At 65.9% G+C, this 16270-nt stretch carries 20 protein-coding genes and 1 pseudogene; 5 read left to right on the top strand and 16 right to left on the bottom strand.

Annotated features, from left to right (window positions below):
* Positions 1 to 276: 276 nt before the first annotated feature.
* The 3 genes from V3C33_16085 to V3C33_16075 all read right to left on the bottom strand — a co-directional run bounded on the left by V3C33_16085 (position 277) and on the right by V3C33_16075 (position 2346).
* The gene (locus tag V3C33_16085) at positions 277 to 993 is read right to left on the bottom strand and encodes a class F sortase (GenBank protein XAS66970.1); all 717 of its coding nucleotides are present in this window, start codon (positions 991 to 993) and stop codon (positions 277 to 279) included.
* A 15-nt stretch (positions 994 to 1008) separates the two neighbouring features.
* Positions 1009 to 1770: a hypothetical protein gene (locus tag V3C33_16080; protein ID XAS66969.1), complete on the bottom strand. Its 762-nt coding sequence runs from the start codon at positions 1768 to 1770 to the stop codon at positions 1009 to 1011.
* A 336-nt stretch (positions 1771 to 2106) separates the two neighbouring features.
* Positions 2107 to 2346, bottom strand: coding sequence for a cupredoxin domain-containing protein (locus V3C33_16075; protein XAS66968.1), 240 nt, complete (start codon positions 2344 to 2346; stop codon positions 2107 to 2109).
* Here V3C33_16075 and V3C33_16070 point away from each other — a divergent pair.
* Positions 2333 to 2557 (top strand): hypothetical protein, encoded by a 225-nt coding sequence (locus tag V3C33_16070; protein ID XAS66967.1) that lies wholly within the window; start codon positions 2333 to 2335, stop codon positions 2555 to 2557. The genes V3C33_16075 and V3C33_16070 overlap by 14 nt on opposite strands.
* Positions 2558 to 2653: 96 nt before the next feature.
* On the opposite strand, the gene V3C33_16065 is transcribed toward V3C33_16070, so the two are convergent.
* The 11 genes from V3C33_16065 to V3C33_16015 form a co-directional block, all read right to left on the bottom strand.
* Positions 2654 to 3295, bottom strand: coding sequence for a hypothetical protein (locus V3C33_16065; GenBank protein XAS66966.1), 642 nt, complete (start codon positions 3293 to 3295; stop codon positions 2654 to 2656).
* Between the two features lie 179 nt (positions 3296 to 3474).
* Complete coding sequence (locus V3C33_16060; protein XAS66965.1) at positions 3475 to 4659, bottom strand: MFS transporter; 1185 nt, start codon at positions 4657 to 4659, stop codon at positions 3475 to 3477.
* Positions 4656 to 5198: a Chromate resistance protein ChrB gene (locus tag V3C33_16055; protein ID XAS66964.1), complete on the bottom strand. Its 543-nt coding sequence runs from the start codon at positions 5196 to 5198 to the stop codon at positions 4656 to 4658. Before V3C33_16055 ends, V3C33_16060 begins: the two co-directional genes overlap by 4 nt.
* Before the next feature lie 28 nt (positions 5199 to 5226).
* Positions 5227 to 5532 carry a hypothetical protein gene (locus V3C33_16050; GenBank protein ID XAS66963.1) on the bottom strand — a complete coding sequence of 102 codons (306 nt, stop codon included), beginning with the start codon at positions 5530 to 5532 and terminating at the stop codon, positions 5227 to 5229.
* 3 nt (positions 5533 to 5535) lie between these two features.
* Positions 5536 to 6279: a cation transporter gene (locus V3C33_16045; protein ID XAS66962.1), complete on the bottom strand. Its 744-nt coding sequence runs from the start codon at positions 6277 to 6279 to the stop codon at positions 5536 to 5538.
* Complete coding sequence (locus tag V3C33_16040) at positions 6276 to 6602, bottom strand: winged helix-turn-helix domain-containing protein (GenBank protein XAS69763.1); 327 nt, start codon at positions 6600 to 6602, stop codon at positions 6276 to 6278. Before V3C33_16040 ends, V3C33_16045 begins: the two co-directional genes overlap by 4 nt.
* Positions 6603 to 6717: 115 nt before the next feature.
* Positions 6718 to 7599, bottom strand: a complete 882-nt coding sequence (locus V3C33_16035) for an exo-alpha-sialidase (GenBank protein ID XAS66961.1) — start codon at positions 7597 to 7599, stop codon at positions 6718 to 6720.
* A gap of 77 nt (positions 7600 to 7676) precedes the next feature.
* A complete protein-coding gene (locus tag V3C33_16030; protein ID XAS66960.1) occupies positions 7677 to 8297 on the bottom strand; it encodes a DUF305 domain-containing protein in 621 nt (206 codons plus the stop codon).
* A gap of 139 nt (positions 8298 to 8436) precedes the next feature.
* Positions 8437 to 8919: a hypothetical protein gene (locus V3C33_16025; protein XAS66959.1), complete on the bottom strand. Its 483-nt coding sequence runs from the start codon at positions 8917 to 8919 to the stop codon at positions 8437 to 8439.
* A 76-nt stretch (positions 8920 to 8995) separates the two neighbouring features.
* Positions 8996 to 11095 carry a heavy metal translocating P-type ATPase gene (locus V3C33_16020; protein ID XAS66958.1) on the bottom strand — a complete coding sequence of 700 codons (2100 nt, stop codon included), beginning with the start codon at positions 11093 to 11095 and terminating at the stop codon, positions 8996 to 8998.
* A gap of 29 nt (positions 11096 to 11124) precedes the next feature.
* The gene (locus V3C33_16015) at positions 11125 to 11436 is read right to left on the bottom strand and encodes a heavy-metal-associated domain-containing protein (GenBank protein ID XAS66957.1); all 312 of its coding nucleotides are present in this window, start codon (positions 11434 to 11436) and stop codon (positions 11125 to 11127) included.
* A gap of 178 nt (positions 11437 to 11614) precedes the next feature.
* On the opposite strand from V3C33_16015, the gene V3C33_16010 reads away from it, so the two are divergent.
* Positions 11615 to 11992: a metalloregulator ArsR/SmtB family transcription factor gene (locus V3C33_16010; GenBank protein XAS66956.1), complete on the top strand. Its 378-nt coding sequence runs from the start codon at positions 11615 to 11617 to the stop codon at positions 11990 to 11992.
* Positions 11989 to 13044 (top strand): cation diffusion facilitator family transporter, encoded by a 1056-nt coding sequence (locus tag V3C33_16005; protein XAS66955.1) that lies wholly within the window; start codon positions 11989 to 11991, stop codon positions 13042 to 13044. The genes V3C33_16010 and V3C33_16005 overlap by 4 nt, the downstream gene beginning before the upstream one ends.
* Here V3C33_16005 and V3C33_16000 read toward each other — a convergent pair.
* A pseudogene (locus V3C33_16000) lies at positions 13042 to 13134 on the bottom strand (LexA family transcriptional regulator). The gene V3C33_16005 and the pseudogene V3C33_16000 sit on opposite strands and share 3 nt — an antisense overlap.
* 171 nt (positions 13135 to 13305) lie before the next feature.
* A complete protein-coding gene (locus tag V3C33_15995) occupies positions 13306 to 14454 on the bottom strand; it encodes an epoxide hydrolase family protein (GenBank protein XAS66954.1) in 1149 nt (382 codons plus the stop codon).
* Between the two features lie 59 nt (positions 14455 to 14513).
* Here V3C33_15995 and V3C33_15990 point away from each other — a divergent pair, with 59 nt between their 5' ends.
* On the top strand, positions 14514 to 15497 hold the full coding sequence (locus V3C33_15990; GenBank protein ID XAS66953.1) for a WYL domain-containing protein: 984 nt from the start codon (positions 14514 to 14516) through the stop codon (positions 15495 to 15497).
* 38 nt (positions 15498 to 15535) lie between these two features.
* A complete protein-coding gene (locus V3C33_15985; protein XAS66952.1) occupies positions 15536 to 16267 on the top strand; it encodes a glutamine amidotransferase in 732 nt (243 codons plus the stop codon).
* The last annotated feature ends 3 nt before the right edge of the window (positions 16268 to 16270 follow it).

Raw genomic sequence — 16270 nt, 5'->3', positions numbered from 1 at the left:
ATTCTGGCGCTCACGCTACCCGTCTCTCCTCAATACATCGCGCTGCCGGTCTCCGCCCACGGGCCGCATGCTGCCCAGCTGGTCAGAGCCCGAGCGCCTCTGCAGCGTGGCCCGTTGAAATGTCAGTGCGACCGCAGACGGAACGGAGGCTACGGTTGAACTGATGGCCGGGCAGGAGCCCAGACCGTGACGGATCAGGGGGTGCGGCTTCGGGTGGCCACTGTCGCGATCAGGACGACCGTTCGGACCGGCGACGCGGCCCCCGTGGGTCACCGTTCAGGCTAGGTGGCTTGAAATGAGGTAGGCGTAGGCGACCGTGTTCTGGGTGTATTCGCCAGTGGAGGGCTGGTACCCTCCGCAGGTAATCAGCCGCAGTTCGGCCCTTTCGGCGTTTTTGTACACCTCGATGGTGGGGAACCGGTTCTTGTCGTAAGTTTTTACCCGGTAGACCCGGAAAACTGCGACTGTCCGGTCATCCCGCGTCACGGAGACCTGTTGACCGTTCTTCATCTCATGAAGTCGGTAGAACACCCCGACAGGGCTCTGCACCGAGTTCACGTGGCCGAGTATCACCGAGGATCCCGGCTCGCCGGGCGTGGGTGAGTATCTGTACCAGCCGGCCGGGGAACCGGCGTCGCCGGGCGGCACGGCAATCGTGCCGTCGGCGTCTTTGCCCAGCCTCAGCAGGCTTGAATCCACCCCGATGGCGGGGATGGCCACTCTGGCCGGTGCGGAGCCGGGCAATACGGGCCCCGATGAAACAGCCGGCGAGGGCTTTTTGGGCGGCGCGGACGGCCGCGCCCGCGCCGATGAGGGGGCCGATGCTGGCGGGGAGGGTACTGTCGCCGTCGACACGGCCGTTGGGGCTGTCGGTCCGGGCGAGGCATGGCTTTGCAGGCCAATGCCTACGGTGATGGCTCCGCTGGTCAGGAGCAGGATGGCCGCCGCCGACACCAGGCGGCGTCCGCGGCGGCCAAGTCCCTTGTTTTTCATTGGATCGGCGTGCGGTTACCGTTGGGCGGCGGCGCGTCGACGGACAGCGACGGCACCGGCACCGGCGAGCAGCAGTCCGCCGCCGAGGGCGATCATGCCCATGTCAGGACCGGTGCTGACCTGTTCGGCGCTCACTCCGGTGCCGGGGGCGCCGGCTGGCATTGCCACCAGGGTGCCGCACAGCGCCGGGGACGTCGCCGCGAGCGGCAGCGAGGGAACCAGATCGCTCTTTGCCTTCTGCGCAGCCGCGGACAGCGTGGCCGGGTCAAGTCCATGGACGACGACGACGGCCTTGCCAGCCTTCAACGACTCCGCGGTCTTCGCGTTCAGGGTGAACGTCCGCTCGTAGGTGTAACTTGCGCCCATGCCGGCTACGGCCAGGTTAAGTCCTGCGGCAGGGCTGACATCGCCGCTGGTGGAAAGGGTCGTGCCGATCCCGCCGTAGGAGGGTGCGCCCTCGGTGGTGCTGATCACACCGTCCTTGTCCTTGTCGGCGGCGGTCGTGGGACACACACCCTGGGCGCCGACGTGGATGTGCTGGACATGCGGGAAAGGCTTGCCGCTGAACGTCGCGGCCAGACCGCTCACCGTCTCGGTCACGGTGGCCTGGTCCCCGGACACCTTCACCATGATGGTGCCGGTGCCGTTGCTGCCGTTGATTGCACCAAGATTCGCCTGATAGGTACCGTCCGCTGCCGCCATGGCAGGGGAACCCAGCAAAGCCACGGCGCCCAGCGCCAGCGCCGGGGCAATCAGAAAACGAGATCTACTTTTCATAGCAATAACTCCTCATCCAAAGGTCGCAGCACCGACGTGGCCGCGATCACTTAACAGTGATTCGCGGCGCACCGACCCACGGATGGGTTCCCACCGGACCGGACAGTCACCGATGCCGCGTCCGCCCTCAATGGAGATCCCCACGAATGCAGGTGCCCAACAGACCCCAGCCCCGAATGCCGGCACGTCAAAGTACAGGTACAGGAGCACTGCTGCGAAAGCCCCGGCCGCAATCAGAGCGGCAGCGGCGTAAGCCCCGGACGATCAGCAGCCTCGACGTGATGCCCGGCGGGTCGTCACGGCGGACGGGTACCGGGAAACCTCGTCTGCGGGCGGTCACTTGACGATCAGGGTTCCCGTCATGTTGCTGTGATAGGCGCAGTGGAAGGGGTACGAGCCTGGTTTCATCGGCGCCGTGAACTCGACCGGGTCGCCCTTGACGATGACCTCGAACGCTTTGCCCTCGTCAGCGGTGACGGTGTGGGCCTGGGCGTCCTTATTGATCACGGTGACCTTTGCGCCGGGACTGACCGAGACCGGTCCCTGATAGGCGAAATCCTTAATGGTGATCTCCACCGGCGCCGTCGATTCGGTGGGGGATGCGGCCGGCTGGCTGGAAGCCGAGGCGCCCGGAGAAGCGGCAGAAACCGACGCCGACGCTGACGCTGTAGAGGTGCCGCTCCCTCCCGGCGATGAGCAGCCGGCGATTGCGATCAATGCAGTCGCGGCGATGATTCCCGTGCCTGCCTTGGTGATCTTCATGGTTGGCCTTTCCAGAAGCATCTAGGGTTATCCAATTTTGTAAGCATCCACGGAAGTGCCTGCAATATCAACAGTTCCTCGGGAAAATTCATCGGAAAACCGCCAGGTATCGTGCCGCGGGCTATTCGGTCCAGCAGGCCAGGACGGTCGTGGCCACCTGGTACGCCAGGGCGGTTCGCGTCACGCCGTGCGGACCGACCGTTCCGGGCAGGTCAGAGGCGTCCACATGCAGGGTCATATTGTCCTTGAGGAAGACAACTGACCCGTCCTGGTCCTGGTAGGCGGGAAATCCGAGGTTGGCCAGGCCCTCGATGGGCGCCGCGTTCCGCAGCGTCCCCCGCAACCCATCGAAGTACACTCGCGCTGACGGCTGGTCCGCTGACTCCTTGACGGAAAGTACCAACGGGCCGCCGGAGAGGTGATAGGTGCACGTGTAGAGGTGGTCGGCCCACGTCGTCACCGTGTGCGGGGGCGACTCCAGCGCCAGGATCGAGGCGACATTGGTCTGTGTCTCCGGTCCGCAAACCATCAGGGCCGCCTCCGGGGGACCGTCACCGGACCCGCCGCCGGCCACTTGGGCCGAAGCGGAAGGCTCGGCCTGGGGCGCGGCATCGGAATGATCCGTCGATGACCCCGGGGCCGGCGTCTCCGGAGACACGGACGTCCCGTAGTTTGGCCCGGCAGTGCCGGCCGGCACCCCGCACCCGGCCAATAGGAGCGATGCTGCGGCCAGCGGGCCCAGCCACCAGGTACGATTACCCATCTCAGACACCAATCCTCGACCCTTTGTCTCGTAATCTATTCGTCGCACGGAACACTATGGATTGGTCCGTGCACCGCCCCGGCTAGCCGCCACAAATCGGAGGCGCGCCGGCACGATCATGCCGGCCTTTTTGGCAACCGGTCCAGGTCCTGGCGTCGAAGCCGGCTGCAGGAGCATCCCTATTTGGAGCCCTGATCTTTTTGTACATCGCCTGGCTTGGCTGCGCTTGCCGCCGCGACGCACAGGGCGAGGACCCCCAAGCCGAGCGGCAGTCCTGCGAGGGTGGCGATCCCGCCGACGAGGAGTGGACCTCCGGCGTCTCCCAGTTCCCTGCCGAGTTCTGCCGAGCCCATGGTGCGGCCGATTCGTTCGGGCGGGGTGGTGTCTGCCAGGTGGGCGAAGCCCAACGGCGTGGCGGTTCCGATGCCCGTGCCGATCATCGCCGCGGCGACGAAGATGGTGACGATCCCCGGGGCCAGCGCCAGAAGCGCGATGCCGGCGGCGGTGAGCAGGAGCCCCGTGGCCATGCCGCGGGAGTCACTGATGCGGTGCTGGTCGCGCATCCTTCCGACCCATGGCTGCGTGAGCACCGAGGCGATGGCCAGGACGCTGACGGCCGCGGTCCCGCTGACAGGGCCGAGACCGTGTCTGACGGCGAGGGCCGGAAGGAAGCCGATGGCCGCACCCAGTGCGCCTGTCGACGCTGCCAGGACAAGGGTGGGCACCAGAAACCGCCGTTCTGTTACCTGGCGTGCAAGGTCCAGCACCGTGTATCGCTGGCGCGGGAGCGGCTCCAGGGGAGACACGGACAGTGCCACCCAGACTCCCGTTGCGGCGGCCAGGACCGAGAGCGCGGCGAACAGCAGGGAGAATCCACCGGCCTGTATCAGTCCGGCGCCCAGGAGCGGTCCGATGACGTAGCCCAGGCTCTTCCAGGACCCGTACCGCCCAAAGTAGGTGCCGGATTTCTTGCCGCCGGCCAGCCTGGCCACCATGGCAGAGGACGCAGGCGAGAACGCCGAGGCAGCAGCACCCTGGCCGAGGCGCGCCAGCCCGAGCATGAGCGGGTCCGCGGCCCACAGCCCAATGAGGGAGAGCAGGGCAAAGGCCAGGAGTCCTCCCACAATGACCGGCTTGGGCCCTATCCGGTCGCTCAGTGCCCCGAAGACCGGCTTGAGAAACACTTCGGACAGGTCGTAGACGGCGAGCAGAATGCCTAGGTTCAGAAGGGTCAGACCGATGTTGTCGCTTTGGGCACCCATGCCGGCGGCTATGCTGTGGGCTCCGAAGGCCGTCACGAACCCAGCCGCGTACAGCGGTGCCGTGGACGTGCGGGTGGTCCGTGTTGGCTCAGGAGAGGTCATGCGTGCAGCTCGCTGTAAACGTGACCGGAGAATTCTTCAAGGTCAGTGGTGCAGGCGGCCAGGTCCATCTCGGCCCGTTCGGCCAGCGGACCACCGAAGACGTCCCGTGAGCGGTTCGCGCGGAACCACCGCCGCAGCCGTTCCAGGCTCTGTTCTTCCTCTTCGAGTTCGGCCAGCGTGAATTTGCGCTTCGCGATTTCGCTGGCGATCTCGTCCTTGAATTTGGCGCAGTCGGAACTGAACTCGGACCATTCGTCCTCGCGGGCGGCGTCAAAGAGAATCCGCAGCTTCGCGGCGTCGGCGTCTCCGGACAGAGTGGTGAGCACCATCAGCTGGCCGCCGCCGGCGAGGGCCAGACCGCGGGCCTTGTCCGCCCCTTGCCGGCAGAGGGGAACATCGGGCGCCGTCCAGGCGCCTTGCCCGACAGGGGCAGCGCCGAAGCGCCTTAGTTCCCGCCAGACCGCCACCCGATGCCGGGACGGCTCCGAGGGCATCTGCACGAGCATTACCAGCCAGGACGGTTCTTCGGTTGCGGTCACAAATCAAAGTGTAACGGTTGCTACATATTCACAGAGAATATTGTCGCAGGGCGGCCCTCAGATCATCGAGTGGCGGCAACCCGGACATCTTTCCTCCGGACGGATAGAGGCGGCACGACACGGCCGGGGCGGCATCGGACGGAAACAGATCATGGCCAGCAGCGCGGAAGGTGGGTGACCCGTGGAAGTCCAGCTCCGCGGCCTCCGACTCCGAGGTGACCTCCTGCACCCGCGCCGTGCAGCCTGTTCCCTCCAATGCCAGGGCCCGGTCAAACACGACACGGGCGGCGGCCGTGTTCGGGCAGCCCGGAATGGTGAGCAGTTCGAAGTCCACGGCTCAGCCCGTCCGGCCGGACACGGTCAGCGACGGCGGAACGGACTCCGTGGGAAGGCCTGTACCGGAACCGCACTCTTCGCAGCAGGCGTCCGTTCCAGCCCCGGGGACCCGGGTCTGGGGGACGGTGCAGCAGACGTCGCCGCGCCAGGCCTTGATCCCTTCGCGGACGGCGATCACGGCTATGACCAGAGCCGCGGACGCATCCGCCCACCACCAGCCGAGGGTGCTGTTAAGCACCAGGCCAATCAGTAATACCCCAGACAGACACGTGCACAGCAGGGTCTGTTTGGAATCCACGACGGCGGTCCGTGAACCGAGCTCCCTGCCGGCCCGGCGCTGTAGCCAGGACAGGACAGGCATGATCACCAGACTCAGTGCCGCGATGACAATGCCCGGCGTGGAGTGCCGGGGCTCGCCGGCACCGATGAGGGCGCTGACCGCGTCCGCTGCCACGAACGCGGCCAGAGCGAAGAAGGACAGGGCGATGATGCGCAGGGTCAGGTGCTCACGCCGTTCGGGATCCCGGGCCGAGAACTGCCACGTGAGCGCGACGGCGGAGGCGACCTCGATGACCGAATCCAGTCCGAACCCGATCAGGGCGGAGGAGCCGGCCACCCCTCCGGCCCAGAGTGCAGCGATCGCCTCGATGACGTTGTAGGTGATGGTCGCCGCGGCAAACAGGCGGATGCGGCGGCTCAGAACGGCCCGGCGTGGCGTCGAAGGTGCCAGCTGGAGGCCTGTCATGCCAGGCACGATCCGTCCGGTGCGCAGCAGGCCGGGTCCACAGCCAGCACTACACCCAGAAGGTCCTTGATCGCGTGGCCCAGCCGGGCGTCGGCAAGCTCATAGAGAGTGCGCCGCCCGTCCGGAACCGCTACCACCAGCCCGCAGCCGCGCAGGCACGCCAGATGATTGGACATGCTCTGCCTGGACACGCCAAGTGAGTCAGCCAGGGAGGAAGGATGTGACGGAGCGCCTGCAAGTGCCAACAGGATCCTGGCCCGGGTGGGGTCCGAGACTGCGTACCCGAAGCGAGCGAGCACCGGGGCGTGCGTGAGGGTTTCCATAGTTCCAAAGTACATCGGTCAGTGTATTCACGCAATCATGTACCTGGGTGAACGATTGGCCTTCATCCCAGGGGGAGCACATGATGACGGCGACGCCGCCTCACCGGGTGCAGCCTCACCGGGTGCCGGTGGGCTGGAAGGTGGCGCCGTCGTCGGTGGATACGACGATCCCGTCAGCGGTGGCGGCCCAGATCCGGGGGGTTCCGTCGGCATCCACGGTTGCCGCAATCGCCTGGACTTCGTCATTGATCAAGCCCTTCCGGGTCCAGGTCGCCCCGCCGTCGGAGGAGTAGTGGACGGCTCCGTCGGGTTCGACACCGAACGCGGCACCGGCGCTGGCGAACGCAGCGAACTGGATCACAGGAGCGGACGCGTCAGCCGTCCAGGTTGCCCCGCCGTCGGTTGAACGCTGCAACCCGCCGGGGGTGGTGGCGAGCACGGTGTCACTGCTGGGGGTTCCGGCCAGGCCGGCCGGGGCGAAGTCCGCCGCCACTGTTTTCCAGGTCTTGCCGTCCGGGCTGGTGCGCAGTGTGCCGTCGAACGCCACGATCCCGGACTTGGTGGTGGTGAGGGCATGGAAGTCTGATTCACCCTGCCGGGACAGCTGTTCCCAGGTTTTGCCGCCGTCGGAGGATCTGATCAGACCAAGGGGGTTGGGAAGCCCGGAGCCTTTTCCGGGGTGGCCGGAGGCGTAGAAGATGCCCCGGTCCTGGCCTGCAGTAAAGCCCATCAGGTCATTGGTGGCACCGATTTTGGTGGCGGGCCGCTTCGTGACGTCGAACAAGCCGTCGTGAGTGGCCAGGAGCACCTGATCCGTGTCACCTCTGACGCTTAGACCGTGGACGTGGGCGTTCGGAAGGGCATTGCTCGTGCTCTTAGACGGGGACGGATCGGCGGGGACGGAGGCCGGAACGCAGGCCGACAAAGCCAGAACCAGGCCTGCGCAGGAAGACAGGACGGCCGCCTGCCGTATGCGGGAAATGGATGGAAAGGGCACGGGGAACTCCAGGTTTTTGAGGTCGGGCAAGCGAGGGCGGCACCGGCCCTGGCAGGGCCGGTGCCGGTAAATGCTGGTCAGGGGCCGGCCAACAGGCCCCTCATTTCCTGGATTTCCGCTTCCTGTGCGGTCACGATGGCCTTGCTGAGGTTGACTGCGTCAGCGTTCTTGCCGTTCGTGTTTTCGGTCTTGGCCATCATCACCGCACCTTCGTGGTGGGCCACCATCTGGTTCAGGAAGAGCCTGGCCGCTTCCGTTCCCTGGGCGGCGTCGAGCTTCTTCAGGTCCTCCCCGCCCATCATGCCGGTCATGCTGTGGCCGGCTGACATCTGCGTTGATTCGTGCCAGCTCGTGAGCCAGCCGGTCATCGTCTCGATCTCCGGGCCCTGCGCTGCCTTGATCTTGGTGGCCAGGGCCGTTACCGAAGCCGGGATGCCCTGCTTCTTGAGCATCATCTCGCTCATTTCCACCGCCTGGGCGTGGTGCGGGATCATCGTCTGGGCAAACGCCGTGTCGGCGCCGTTGTGGTCCCCGGCCGCGGCTGGTGCGCTGCTGGACGTGGCGCTGCTGGATGGTGCGCTGGAGCCGCTGTGGCTCATGCCGGGCATGGCGCCGCCGCCGGATCCGGTGGAGCACCCGGCCAGGGCGATGGCCGCGGCGACGCCGGTGGCAGAAAGGGTCAGAAACTTCTTGTTCATGGAAATCAGGTCCTTCAAACATCAATCGGCTTGTGGCGCCGTCGGAAGATGGTGAGCATCATCGATGCGCCCGTCAGGCCCGCAGGGAGCGCGTCGGGCGGGGTGTGCGCCGGGGCTGGTCACGGCGCAGGGCCCTGTTTTACGTCCGGCTGATGGACAGCTCACCCGGTGAAGGACTGCCGGGAAGGTAGGAATAGAGGCCGGCGACTGTACTGGCCACACTGGGGTTGAAGGTGAAGGCAAGCACTGTGGTTCCCGGCAACGGGGCCGCCAGGGATCCGCTGCTGGCCGACGGGGTGCAGGGTGCGGTCATGGCGTGCATGCTGGTGCAGTTTCCCGAGCAGGGGCACGACTCTCCCGAGGCGACGCCTGTGGCCACCACGGGCGACGGGTCCGCTGTGGTGGTGCCGGCGGCCTGATGGCCTGTGTGGACATCAGGCGCTGCCGCCCCGGCATGGGCCGCGGCTCCGGCGGTCGCTGCGACAGCGGACGGGTTGTGCATGGCGTGGTTTCCCGTCATGATGTGCATGCCGAAAATCCCGGCGATGACGGCCAGGATCCCGGCGAGCAGGCCCACACGGCAGAGAAACGCCGCCGCGCGGCCATTGCCTGCTGCGGTCATGATGTTCCCTCCTTCCGTGCGGATCTGTTTGACTTCAAGGCTACCGGCCCCGGACAGCCGGGTGGCGCCTCCGGGTTCAGCGAACCCGGGCCGGGTTCAGTTTCACCCGGCGCAGCAGCTGGGCGTTCAGGGCCACCACGATGGTGGAGACGGACATCAGGACGGCGCCGGCGGCAGGGGAGAGCACAACACCCGCGAAGGCCAGCACGCCCGCGGCCAGGGGGACGGAGATGACGTTGTAACCGGTGGCCCAGACCAGGTTCTGCCACATCTTCCGGTAGCTGGCCCGTGACAGGTCCACCATCGACAGGACTGCCCGGGGGTCGTTGCCGGCCAGGACCACGCCGGCCGATTCCATGGCTACGTCGGTGCCGGCGCCGATCGCGATGCCCACTTCGGCCCGGGCCAGTGCGGGGGAGTCGTTGACTCCGTCGCCCACCATTGCCACCTTCAGGCCGCGGGCTTGGAGCTCGGCTACTTTTTTGTCCTTGTCCGCCGGGAGGACTTCGGCGAAGACCTCGTCAATGTTCAGTTCGGCAGCCACCGCCTGGGCAACCTGTTGGGCGTCGCCGGTGATCATGGCCACCTTGATGCCACGGTTCTGCAGGGCGGCCACGGCCTGGCGTGATTCGGGGCGGACGGCGTCCTCCAGGCTGACTGCGCCCAGGATCCGGTTTCCGCCCACGATGTGCAGCACGGCCGCCCCGCGGTCCATCCAGGCCCGGGTGGATTCTGCCAGGGCCGCGGGTTCGGCGGTTCCGAGTTCCCGCAGGAGCGCCGGGCCACCGACCGCCAGGGTCCTGCCATCAATGGTGGCGCGGACGCCGCGGCCGGTCAGGGAGGTGAAGCCCGTGGCCGGCGGAATCTTCAGTCCCTGTTCGCGGGCTGCCCGGACGATGGCCTGGGCCACGGGGTGTTCGCTGTCAGCTTCCACGGCCGCGGCCAGGGCCAGCACCTCGTTCCGGCTTACGCCGTCCACACCGGCGGTGTCTTTGAGTTCGGGTTCGCCTTTGGTCAGTGTTCCGGTTTTGTCGAACAGCACGACGTCGACGGTCCGCATGCGCTCGAGGGCCATCCGGTTCTTGATCAGAACGCCGACCCGGGCGGCCTGTTCGGTGGAGATGGCAATCACCAGCGGGATGGCCAGGCCCAGGGCGTGCGGGCAGGCAATAACCAGCACAGTGACGGTCCGGGTGACCGCCTCCGGGACACTGCCCAGCAGCGTCCAAACGACGAAGGTGATGACACCGGCGCCGGCGGCGAAGTAGAACAGGAATGCCGCGGCCCTGTCCGCCAGGGCCTGGGCTTTGGAGGACGATTCCTGTGCTTCGGCGACCAGGCGCCGGATTCCGGCCAGGGCGGTGTCATCGCCCACGGCAGTGACGCGGACGCGGACGGTGTTATCCGTGGCCACGGTCCCGGCGACGACGGGGTCGCCGGGAGAGCGGGGCACGGTCTTGGATTCGCCGGTGATCATGGATTCGTCGAACTCGGCCTGGCCGTCGATGACGGTGCCGTCAGCCGGCATTCTGGCCCCGGAACGGACCAGGACAATGTCGCCGGCGCTGAGCTCGGAGACCCTGATGGTTTCTGTGCCTGCCCCGGTGATGCGCTCGGCCTCGTCGGGAAGCAGGGCCGCGAGGGCATCCAGGGCTCCCCGCGCGGATCCGAGGGCGCGCATTTCAATCCAGTGGCCCAGGAGCATGATCGCGACCAGCAGGGCCAGTTCCCACCAGAAGTCCAGATCGAAACTGCCGATGCCCAGGCTCGTGACCCAGGAAGCGACAAACGCGACGCTGATGGCCATGCCGATCAGCAGCATCATGCCCGGGCTCCGGGATTTCAGTTCATTCAGCCCGCCCTGCAGGAACGGCTGGCCTCCGTAGAGGAAGATCACCGTCCCCAGGACCGGGGCGATCCAGGCCGAACCCGGGAAAACGGGCGGTATGAAGCCGAGGAGGTGACCGAACATCGGGCTGAAGTACACCACTGGCACGGCCAGGGCCAGGGTCAGCCAGAACCTGTTTTTGAACATCGCCGTGCTGTGCCCGGCATGCTGGCCATGGCTGTGCACCGCATGGTCATCCTGCGTGCTGTGGCCTTCGTGGCGGGGGCGCTCCAGGTCTGTTGCCACGGCAGCCCCCTGATGGTTGTGGTGCTTGGTGTGGTCTTCCATGATCTCTCCTTGAGGGGATCCGGGCCGGCCTAGCTGGCGACCAGGCTGTATCCGGCGGAGGTGACGGCGTCACGGACCGCCGTATCAGCGGCAGCTCCGGAAACAACCAGGCGGGACAAACCGCCGGGAACGAGTTCGACGGTTGCGGCGTCCACGCCGTCCAGTGCTGAGACGGCCTGTTGAACAGTCTCCACGCAATGCCCGCAGCTAAGCCCTTCGACAGCGTATTCGGCGTCGCCGGTGCCGGTCAACGAGCCTTCCACGGCATCGGTTGAGCAGCAGCCGCAGCCGGACGAGGAGGAGGCCAGCGGCAATTCTTTCCGGTTTTCTGTTCCACACATGTCAGTTCCATTCCTTGAAGAAGGTGCGATGGGGTGCTGGGATTGAACGGCTGTGATGGCGGTGCGCTGAACCTGCCGGGACATACCAGTCACTGACAACACCTGAAACATACCCCCTGGGGGTATTTTCGTCAAGGGGCAGATTGAAGAGTGCGCGAGACTGTGTAAGTATCTGCGTATGAATGCAGATACGAATGCTTGCATCCGCACCCCAGACAGTCAGCACGTCGAGCTCGCGGTGGAAGTCTTTGCCATGCTGGCGGATGTCACTCGCGTCAGGCTGATCCTCGCCCTTCGCCACGGCGAACTGCCCGTCAACGCCCTCGCCGAAATAGCCGGCAAGTCCGCTGCTGCCGTCTCCCAGCACCTGGCCAAAATGCGGCTGGCCCGTATGGTCGCCACCCGCCAGGAAGGCACCAAGGTCTACTACAGGCTCCAGGACGGCCATGCCTGGCAGCTGGTCGCGAATGCGATCCACCAGGCTGAACACGCCCTCGGCACTGCCCCGCACCACAGTGCCGTCCCCCATGACGCCGGCGGGGAGGCTAAGGCATGAGACGGCAGATGCCGCCTTCCGGCCACGACGTGCGCCCGCATCCGCACGGACATGCTGAACACGGCGAGGACGAGGGCCACCATCATGGCCATGAGCACGGGCCGCACGGGCACGTCCATGGCACAGGTCTCAAAGGATGGCTACGGGAGCTGTTCGTGCCGCACTCCCACGACTCCGCCGATTCCATCGACGAAGCCATGGAGGCCAGTGGCCAGGGCATCCGCGCCGTCAAGATATCCCTGCTCGGGCTCGGCGCCACATCGCTCTTCCAGCTCGTCATCGTCCTGATCAGCGGCTCCGTCGCGTTGCTGGCCGACACCGTCCACAACTTTTCCGACGCCCTGACCGCAGTCCCGCTCTGGATCGCCTTCCTGCTCGGACGCCGCGCCGCCACCCGCACCTACACGTACGGCTTCGGACGGGCCGAAGACCTGGCCGGGCTGTTCATCGTGGCGATGATCGCGCTGTCCGCTGTCGTGGCAGCCGTCGAATCCATCCGCCGCTTCTTTGAACCCCAGCCCGTCCAGAATCTGGGCTGGGTGCTGGCCGCCGGGCTCGTCGGCTTCGCCGGCAATGAACTTGTCGCGATCTACCGGATTCGTATCGGCAGGAAGATCGGCTCCGCCGCGTTGGTCGCTGACGGGATCCACGCCCGCACAGACGGATTCACGTCGCTGGCTGTCGTCGCCGGCGTCGTCGGCATATGGCTCGGATTCCCCCTCGCGGACCCGATCGTGGGGCTGCTCATCTCCGCAGCCATCGCCGTGCTGCTCTGGGGAACCGTCCGCGACATCGGTCGCCGGCTCATGGACGGGGTCGACCCAGCCTTCACAGACAGGCTCACATCGCTGGTCGAAGTCCTTGCTCCGGAGGGATCGTCGTCACGGCTGCGTTGGACGGGACACCGCCTGCACGCCGAGATCACCATCACGGCAACCCCGGGCATGAAGCTGGACAACTTCGCCGATCTGGCCGCCGGCATTGAACGAGCCACCCGCGCCGCACTCTCCAACATCGCGTCGGTCACAGTCGTGCCCCGAGTTCCTGTTTGATGCGGTGATGCGGCGGCGTTTGATGGTCAGCTCCCAGTCCAGGGCGGCGACGACGACGGAACCGTCGTGTGGTTCCCGAGCCCGGGTTACGCGGAATCCACCGAATTGCATCTGAGGCAGGATGCGGGCATCTCGGGGGCTCCATGATGGAAAGTTCCATAGGAACGTGGAGTGACATGCGGGAGCCACGACGAGTGCTCACCGATGAAAGTTGGGAGGAGTATCACCCCGCAGATTGGACACCGCCTACACGCTGGGCAATCAGTTGCGCAGCCCGGTGAAGAACGTGGCGATGTCCTTCGCCAAGAGTTCCGGGAACTCGAGGGCCGCGAAGTGGCCGCCCTTCTCGAACTCGCTCCAGTGCACAATGTTGCTGTTGTCGCGCTCGGCCAGCGGCCGGATGGTCTGGAAGTCATCGGCGAAAACCGCGACCCCTGTCGGTGCCGAGTTGACCGCGGGAGTGGCCCCGGCGCGCGCCTCCTCGTAGTGGTACCGGCCGGCTGCCGCAGACGTGTTGGTCAGCCAGTACAGCGAGACCTCCGTCAGGATCTGGTCGGCAGTGACCAGGCTGGTTCCGTTCCCGAAGCTGTTGAACAGCTCATTCCAGGCAAGCTGCCCGACGGGTGAGTCGGAAATGCCCACGGCCACGGTCTGGGGCCGCGTCGAGTTGATGCCGTTGTAGCCGCCCACCGATTGGAACCACTCGAGGTGTGCCAGCGCCTCGTAGTCCTTGGGTCCGAACTTTTCGAACTCGGCGGGATCGCCCGAGGGGAAGGAAAACAGCTGCAGGGTATGGAGCCCCAGGAATCCGTCGGGGTTCATCAATCCGAGTTCCCGGGCAACCATCGCGCCGCCGTCGCTGCCGTGCGTTCCATAGCTTTCGTAGCCGAGCCGGCGCATCAGGGTATCGAAGGTCCGGGCCACCCGGGCCATGGTCCAGCCGCGTTCCTTCAGCGGGGTGCTGAAACCGAATCCGGGAATTGAAGGTACGACGACGGAGAACGCGTCCGCGGCGCAGCCGCCGTGCGCTTCCGGATCGGTCAGCGGCCCGATCATGTCCAGGAAATCGATGAAGGAACCGGGGTAGGTGTGCGTCAGCAGCAGCGGGGTTGCGTCCGGGACTGCGGACGGCACGTGGATGAAGTGAACCCTTTGGCCCTCAATCTCAGTCAGGTAGTGCGGAAACTCGTTCATCCGGGTTTCCTGGGCGCGCCAGTCGAAAATGTTGACCCAGCGGTCCACCATTTCCTCGAGGTAGTGGTTGGGTGTGCCGTAGTCCCAGTCATCACCCGGGGCTGCCTGGGGGAGCCGGGTGCGGGCGAGGCGGGAGCTGAGGTCATCCAGATCGGCCTGGTCGACGTCGATTTTGAAGGGACGGATGGCTGCGGGGGATTGCTTCATCGTGTTCATGCATTCAGCCTATGAGGCATATAGGAAGGGTGAGTTCCTATATGTGGGACCATTTCAACATGCGTGAGACTTCCTCCCGGCTCCTGAAGCTTTTGGCTCTGATGCAGGCGCGTCCGGCCTGGCCGGGCCCGGAATTGGCCGAAAGGCTGAACGTGAGCACCCGCACCGTCCGCAATGACATCGACCGCTTGCGGGGGCTCGGCTACCCGGTGGACGCTGTCCGCGGAGCGGCCGGTTATTACCGGCTGGGGGCAGGCGCGAATCTTCCCCCGCTGTTGCTGGACGACGAGGAAGCCGTTGCCGTGGCTGTTGGTCTGAGGACCGGGAGCGGCGTCAAGGGCATGGAGGAAACCAGCGCCCGTGCACTGGCAAAACTCGAGCAGGTATTGCCCCATCGCCTGCGCCGCCAGGTGACCGCCATCAATTCGGCCACGTCGAAGGGCCCTGACAATACGGGCAGCAACGTCAAGGAACCCGAAGTGGATCCGGCTGTGCTGGGGACGATCGCCGGTGCCATCCGGGACCGGCACTACCTCCGTTTCCGGTACAACACACCGAAGGGCGGCACACCGGAAAGTGCGGAACGATTTTCCGAACTCGTCGAACCGTACCGGCTGGTGAGCTGGGTCCGTTATTCGTACCTGGTGGGTCGCGAGCAGAAGACGGGGGCCTGGCACACGTATCGGGTGGACTGGCTGGATTTGAGCATGCCCACCGGCCGCCGCTTTGCCCCTGAGCCGCTGCCCGGTGAGGACTATACGAGCTTTGTGCTGCGCGACGTCGCTTCGACGGGATGGAAGGTGCACGCGCGCATCACCGTCTTTGCATCCGCGGAGGAAGTACTCTCCCGCATCCATGCCGCCGTCGGGATTGTTGAATCCGTTGACGAGTCCACGTGCGTGCTGGTGACGGGAGCGGACAGCCTCGAGGTCATCGCCGTCTACATCGGCATGCTCGGGCTCGACTTCAAGGTGTCGGAGCCGGCCGGCCTGGTTGAGCACCTTCGCCTGCTCGGCCAGCGCTACGCCAAGGCGATTGACTAGATCTGGCCGATGGCTTGGGAAGCGTGCAGACTTACCGTGTGAAACCGTTTCTGTTGCTGGCCTCGCGGGCCGAGGATGCCGCCGCCGAGGACGAGTACCAGGCGTACCTCCGGTACGGCGGGCTTGAACCGGGCCGGCTGAAGCGCATTCGAATGGAGGCCGGCCCCTTGCCGGATCTCGAGCTGTCCGACTATTCCGGCGTGATCGTGGGCGGGAGCCCCTTCACTTCAAGTGATCCGGCAGAGCACAAAAGCGAGGCGCAGCACCGGGTGGAGCGTGAGCTGTCCGGGCTGCTGGACCGGATCGTGGCCGAGGATTTCCCGTTTCTGGGTGCGTGTTACGGGGTGGGAACGCTTGGCCTGCACCAGGGGGCAATTATCGACCGGACCTATGGCGAGCAGCTGGGCGGTGTGACCATCAGCCTGACCGCCGAAGGCCTGCGGGACCCGCTGCTGGACGGGATGCCGGAGCAGTTCACCGCATTCACCGGCCACAAGGAAGCGTGCACTGTCCTTCCGTCCCACGCGCTGCTCCTCGCGAGCTCGGCAGCGTGCCCGGTGCACATGTTCCGGATCAAGAACAACCTGTACGCCACGCAGTTCCACCCTGAACTTGATGCCGAAGGGCTCGTCACGCGCATCGACATCTACCGCCACGCCGGGTATTTTCCTCCTGAACAGGCAGAAGAGCTGATGGACGCAGCCCGGCAGTTCAGCGCAACGGAGCCGATGAAGATCCTGCGGAATTTCGTGGCGCACTATGCCGCGTAACGG

The sequence above is a fragment of the Micrococcaceae bacterium Sec5.7 genome (assembly GCA_039636785.1).
Lineage (GTDB): Bacteria > Actinomycetota > Actinomycetes > Actinomycetales > Micrococcaceae > Arthrobacter.
Note: the sequence above shows the minus strand (reverse complement) of the source record. Positions and strands in the feature narration are given on the sequence as shown.

Excerpts from the sequence above, each read along its gene's own strand:
- V3C33_16025 (XAS66959.1), bottom strand. The coding sequence starts at position 8,919 with ATGACCGCAGCAGGCAATGGCCGCGCGGCGGCGTTTCTCTGCCGTGTG.
- V3C33_16045 (XAS66962.1), bottom strand. The coding sequence starts at position 6,279 with ATGACAGGCCTCCAGCTGGCACCTTCGACGCCACGCCGGGCCGTTCTG.
- V3C33_16030 (XAS66960.1), bottom strand. The coding sequence starts at position 8,297 with ATGAACAAGAAGTTTCTGACCCTTTCTGCCACCGGCGTCGCCGCGGCC.
- V3C33_16010 (XAS66956.1), top strand. The coding sequence starts at position 11,615 with ATGAATGCAGATACGAATGCTTGCATCCGCACCCCAGACAGTCAGCAC.
- V3C33_16085 (XAS66970.1), bottom strand. The coding sequence starts at position 993 with ATGAAAAACAAGGGACTTGGCCGCCGCGGACGCCGCCTGGTGTCGGCG.
- V3C33_16005 (XAS66955.1), top strand. The coding sequence starts at position 11,989 with ATGAGACGGCAGATGCCGCCTTCCGGCCACGACGTGCGCCCGCATCCG.
- V3C33_16070 (XAS66967.1), top strand. The coding sequence starts at position 2,333 with ATGGTGATCTCCACCGGCGCCGTCGATTCGGTGGGGGATGCGGCCGGC.
- V3C33_15990 (XAS66953.1), top strand. The coding sequence starts at position 14,514 with ATGCGTGAGACTTCCTCCCGGCTCCTGAAGCTTTTGGCTCTGATGCAG.
- V3C33_16040 (XAS69763.1), bottom strand. The coding sequence starts at position 6,602 with ATGGAAACCCTCACGCACGCCCCGGTGCTCGCTCGCTTCGGGTACGCA.
- V3C33_15995 (XAS66954.1), bottom strand. The coding sequence starts at position 14,454 with ATGAACACGATGAAGCAATCCCCCGCAGCCATCCGTCCCTTCAAAATC.
- V3C33_16065 (XAS66966.1), bottom strand. The coding sequence starts at position 3,295 with ATGGGTAATCGTACCTGGTGGCTGGGCCCGCTGGCCGCAGCATCGCTC.
- V3C33_16015 (XAS66957.1), bottom strand. The coding sequence starts at position 11,436 with ATGTGTGGAACAGAAAACCGGAAAGAATTGCCGCTGGCCTCCTCCTCG.
- V3C33_16020 (XAS66958.1), bottom strand. The coding sequence starts at position 11,095 with ATGGAAGACCACACCAAGCACCACAACCATCAGGGGGCTGCCGTGGCA.
- V3C33_16080 (XAS66969.1), bottom strand. The coding sequence starts at position 1,770 with ATGAAAAGTAGATCTCGTTTTCTGATTGCCCCGGCGCTGGCGCTGGGC.
- V3C33_16060 (XAS66965.1), bottom strand. The coding sequence starts at position 4,659 with ATGACCTCTCCTGAGCCAACACGGACCACCCGCACGTCCACGGCACCG.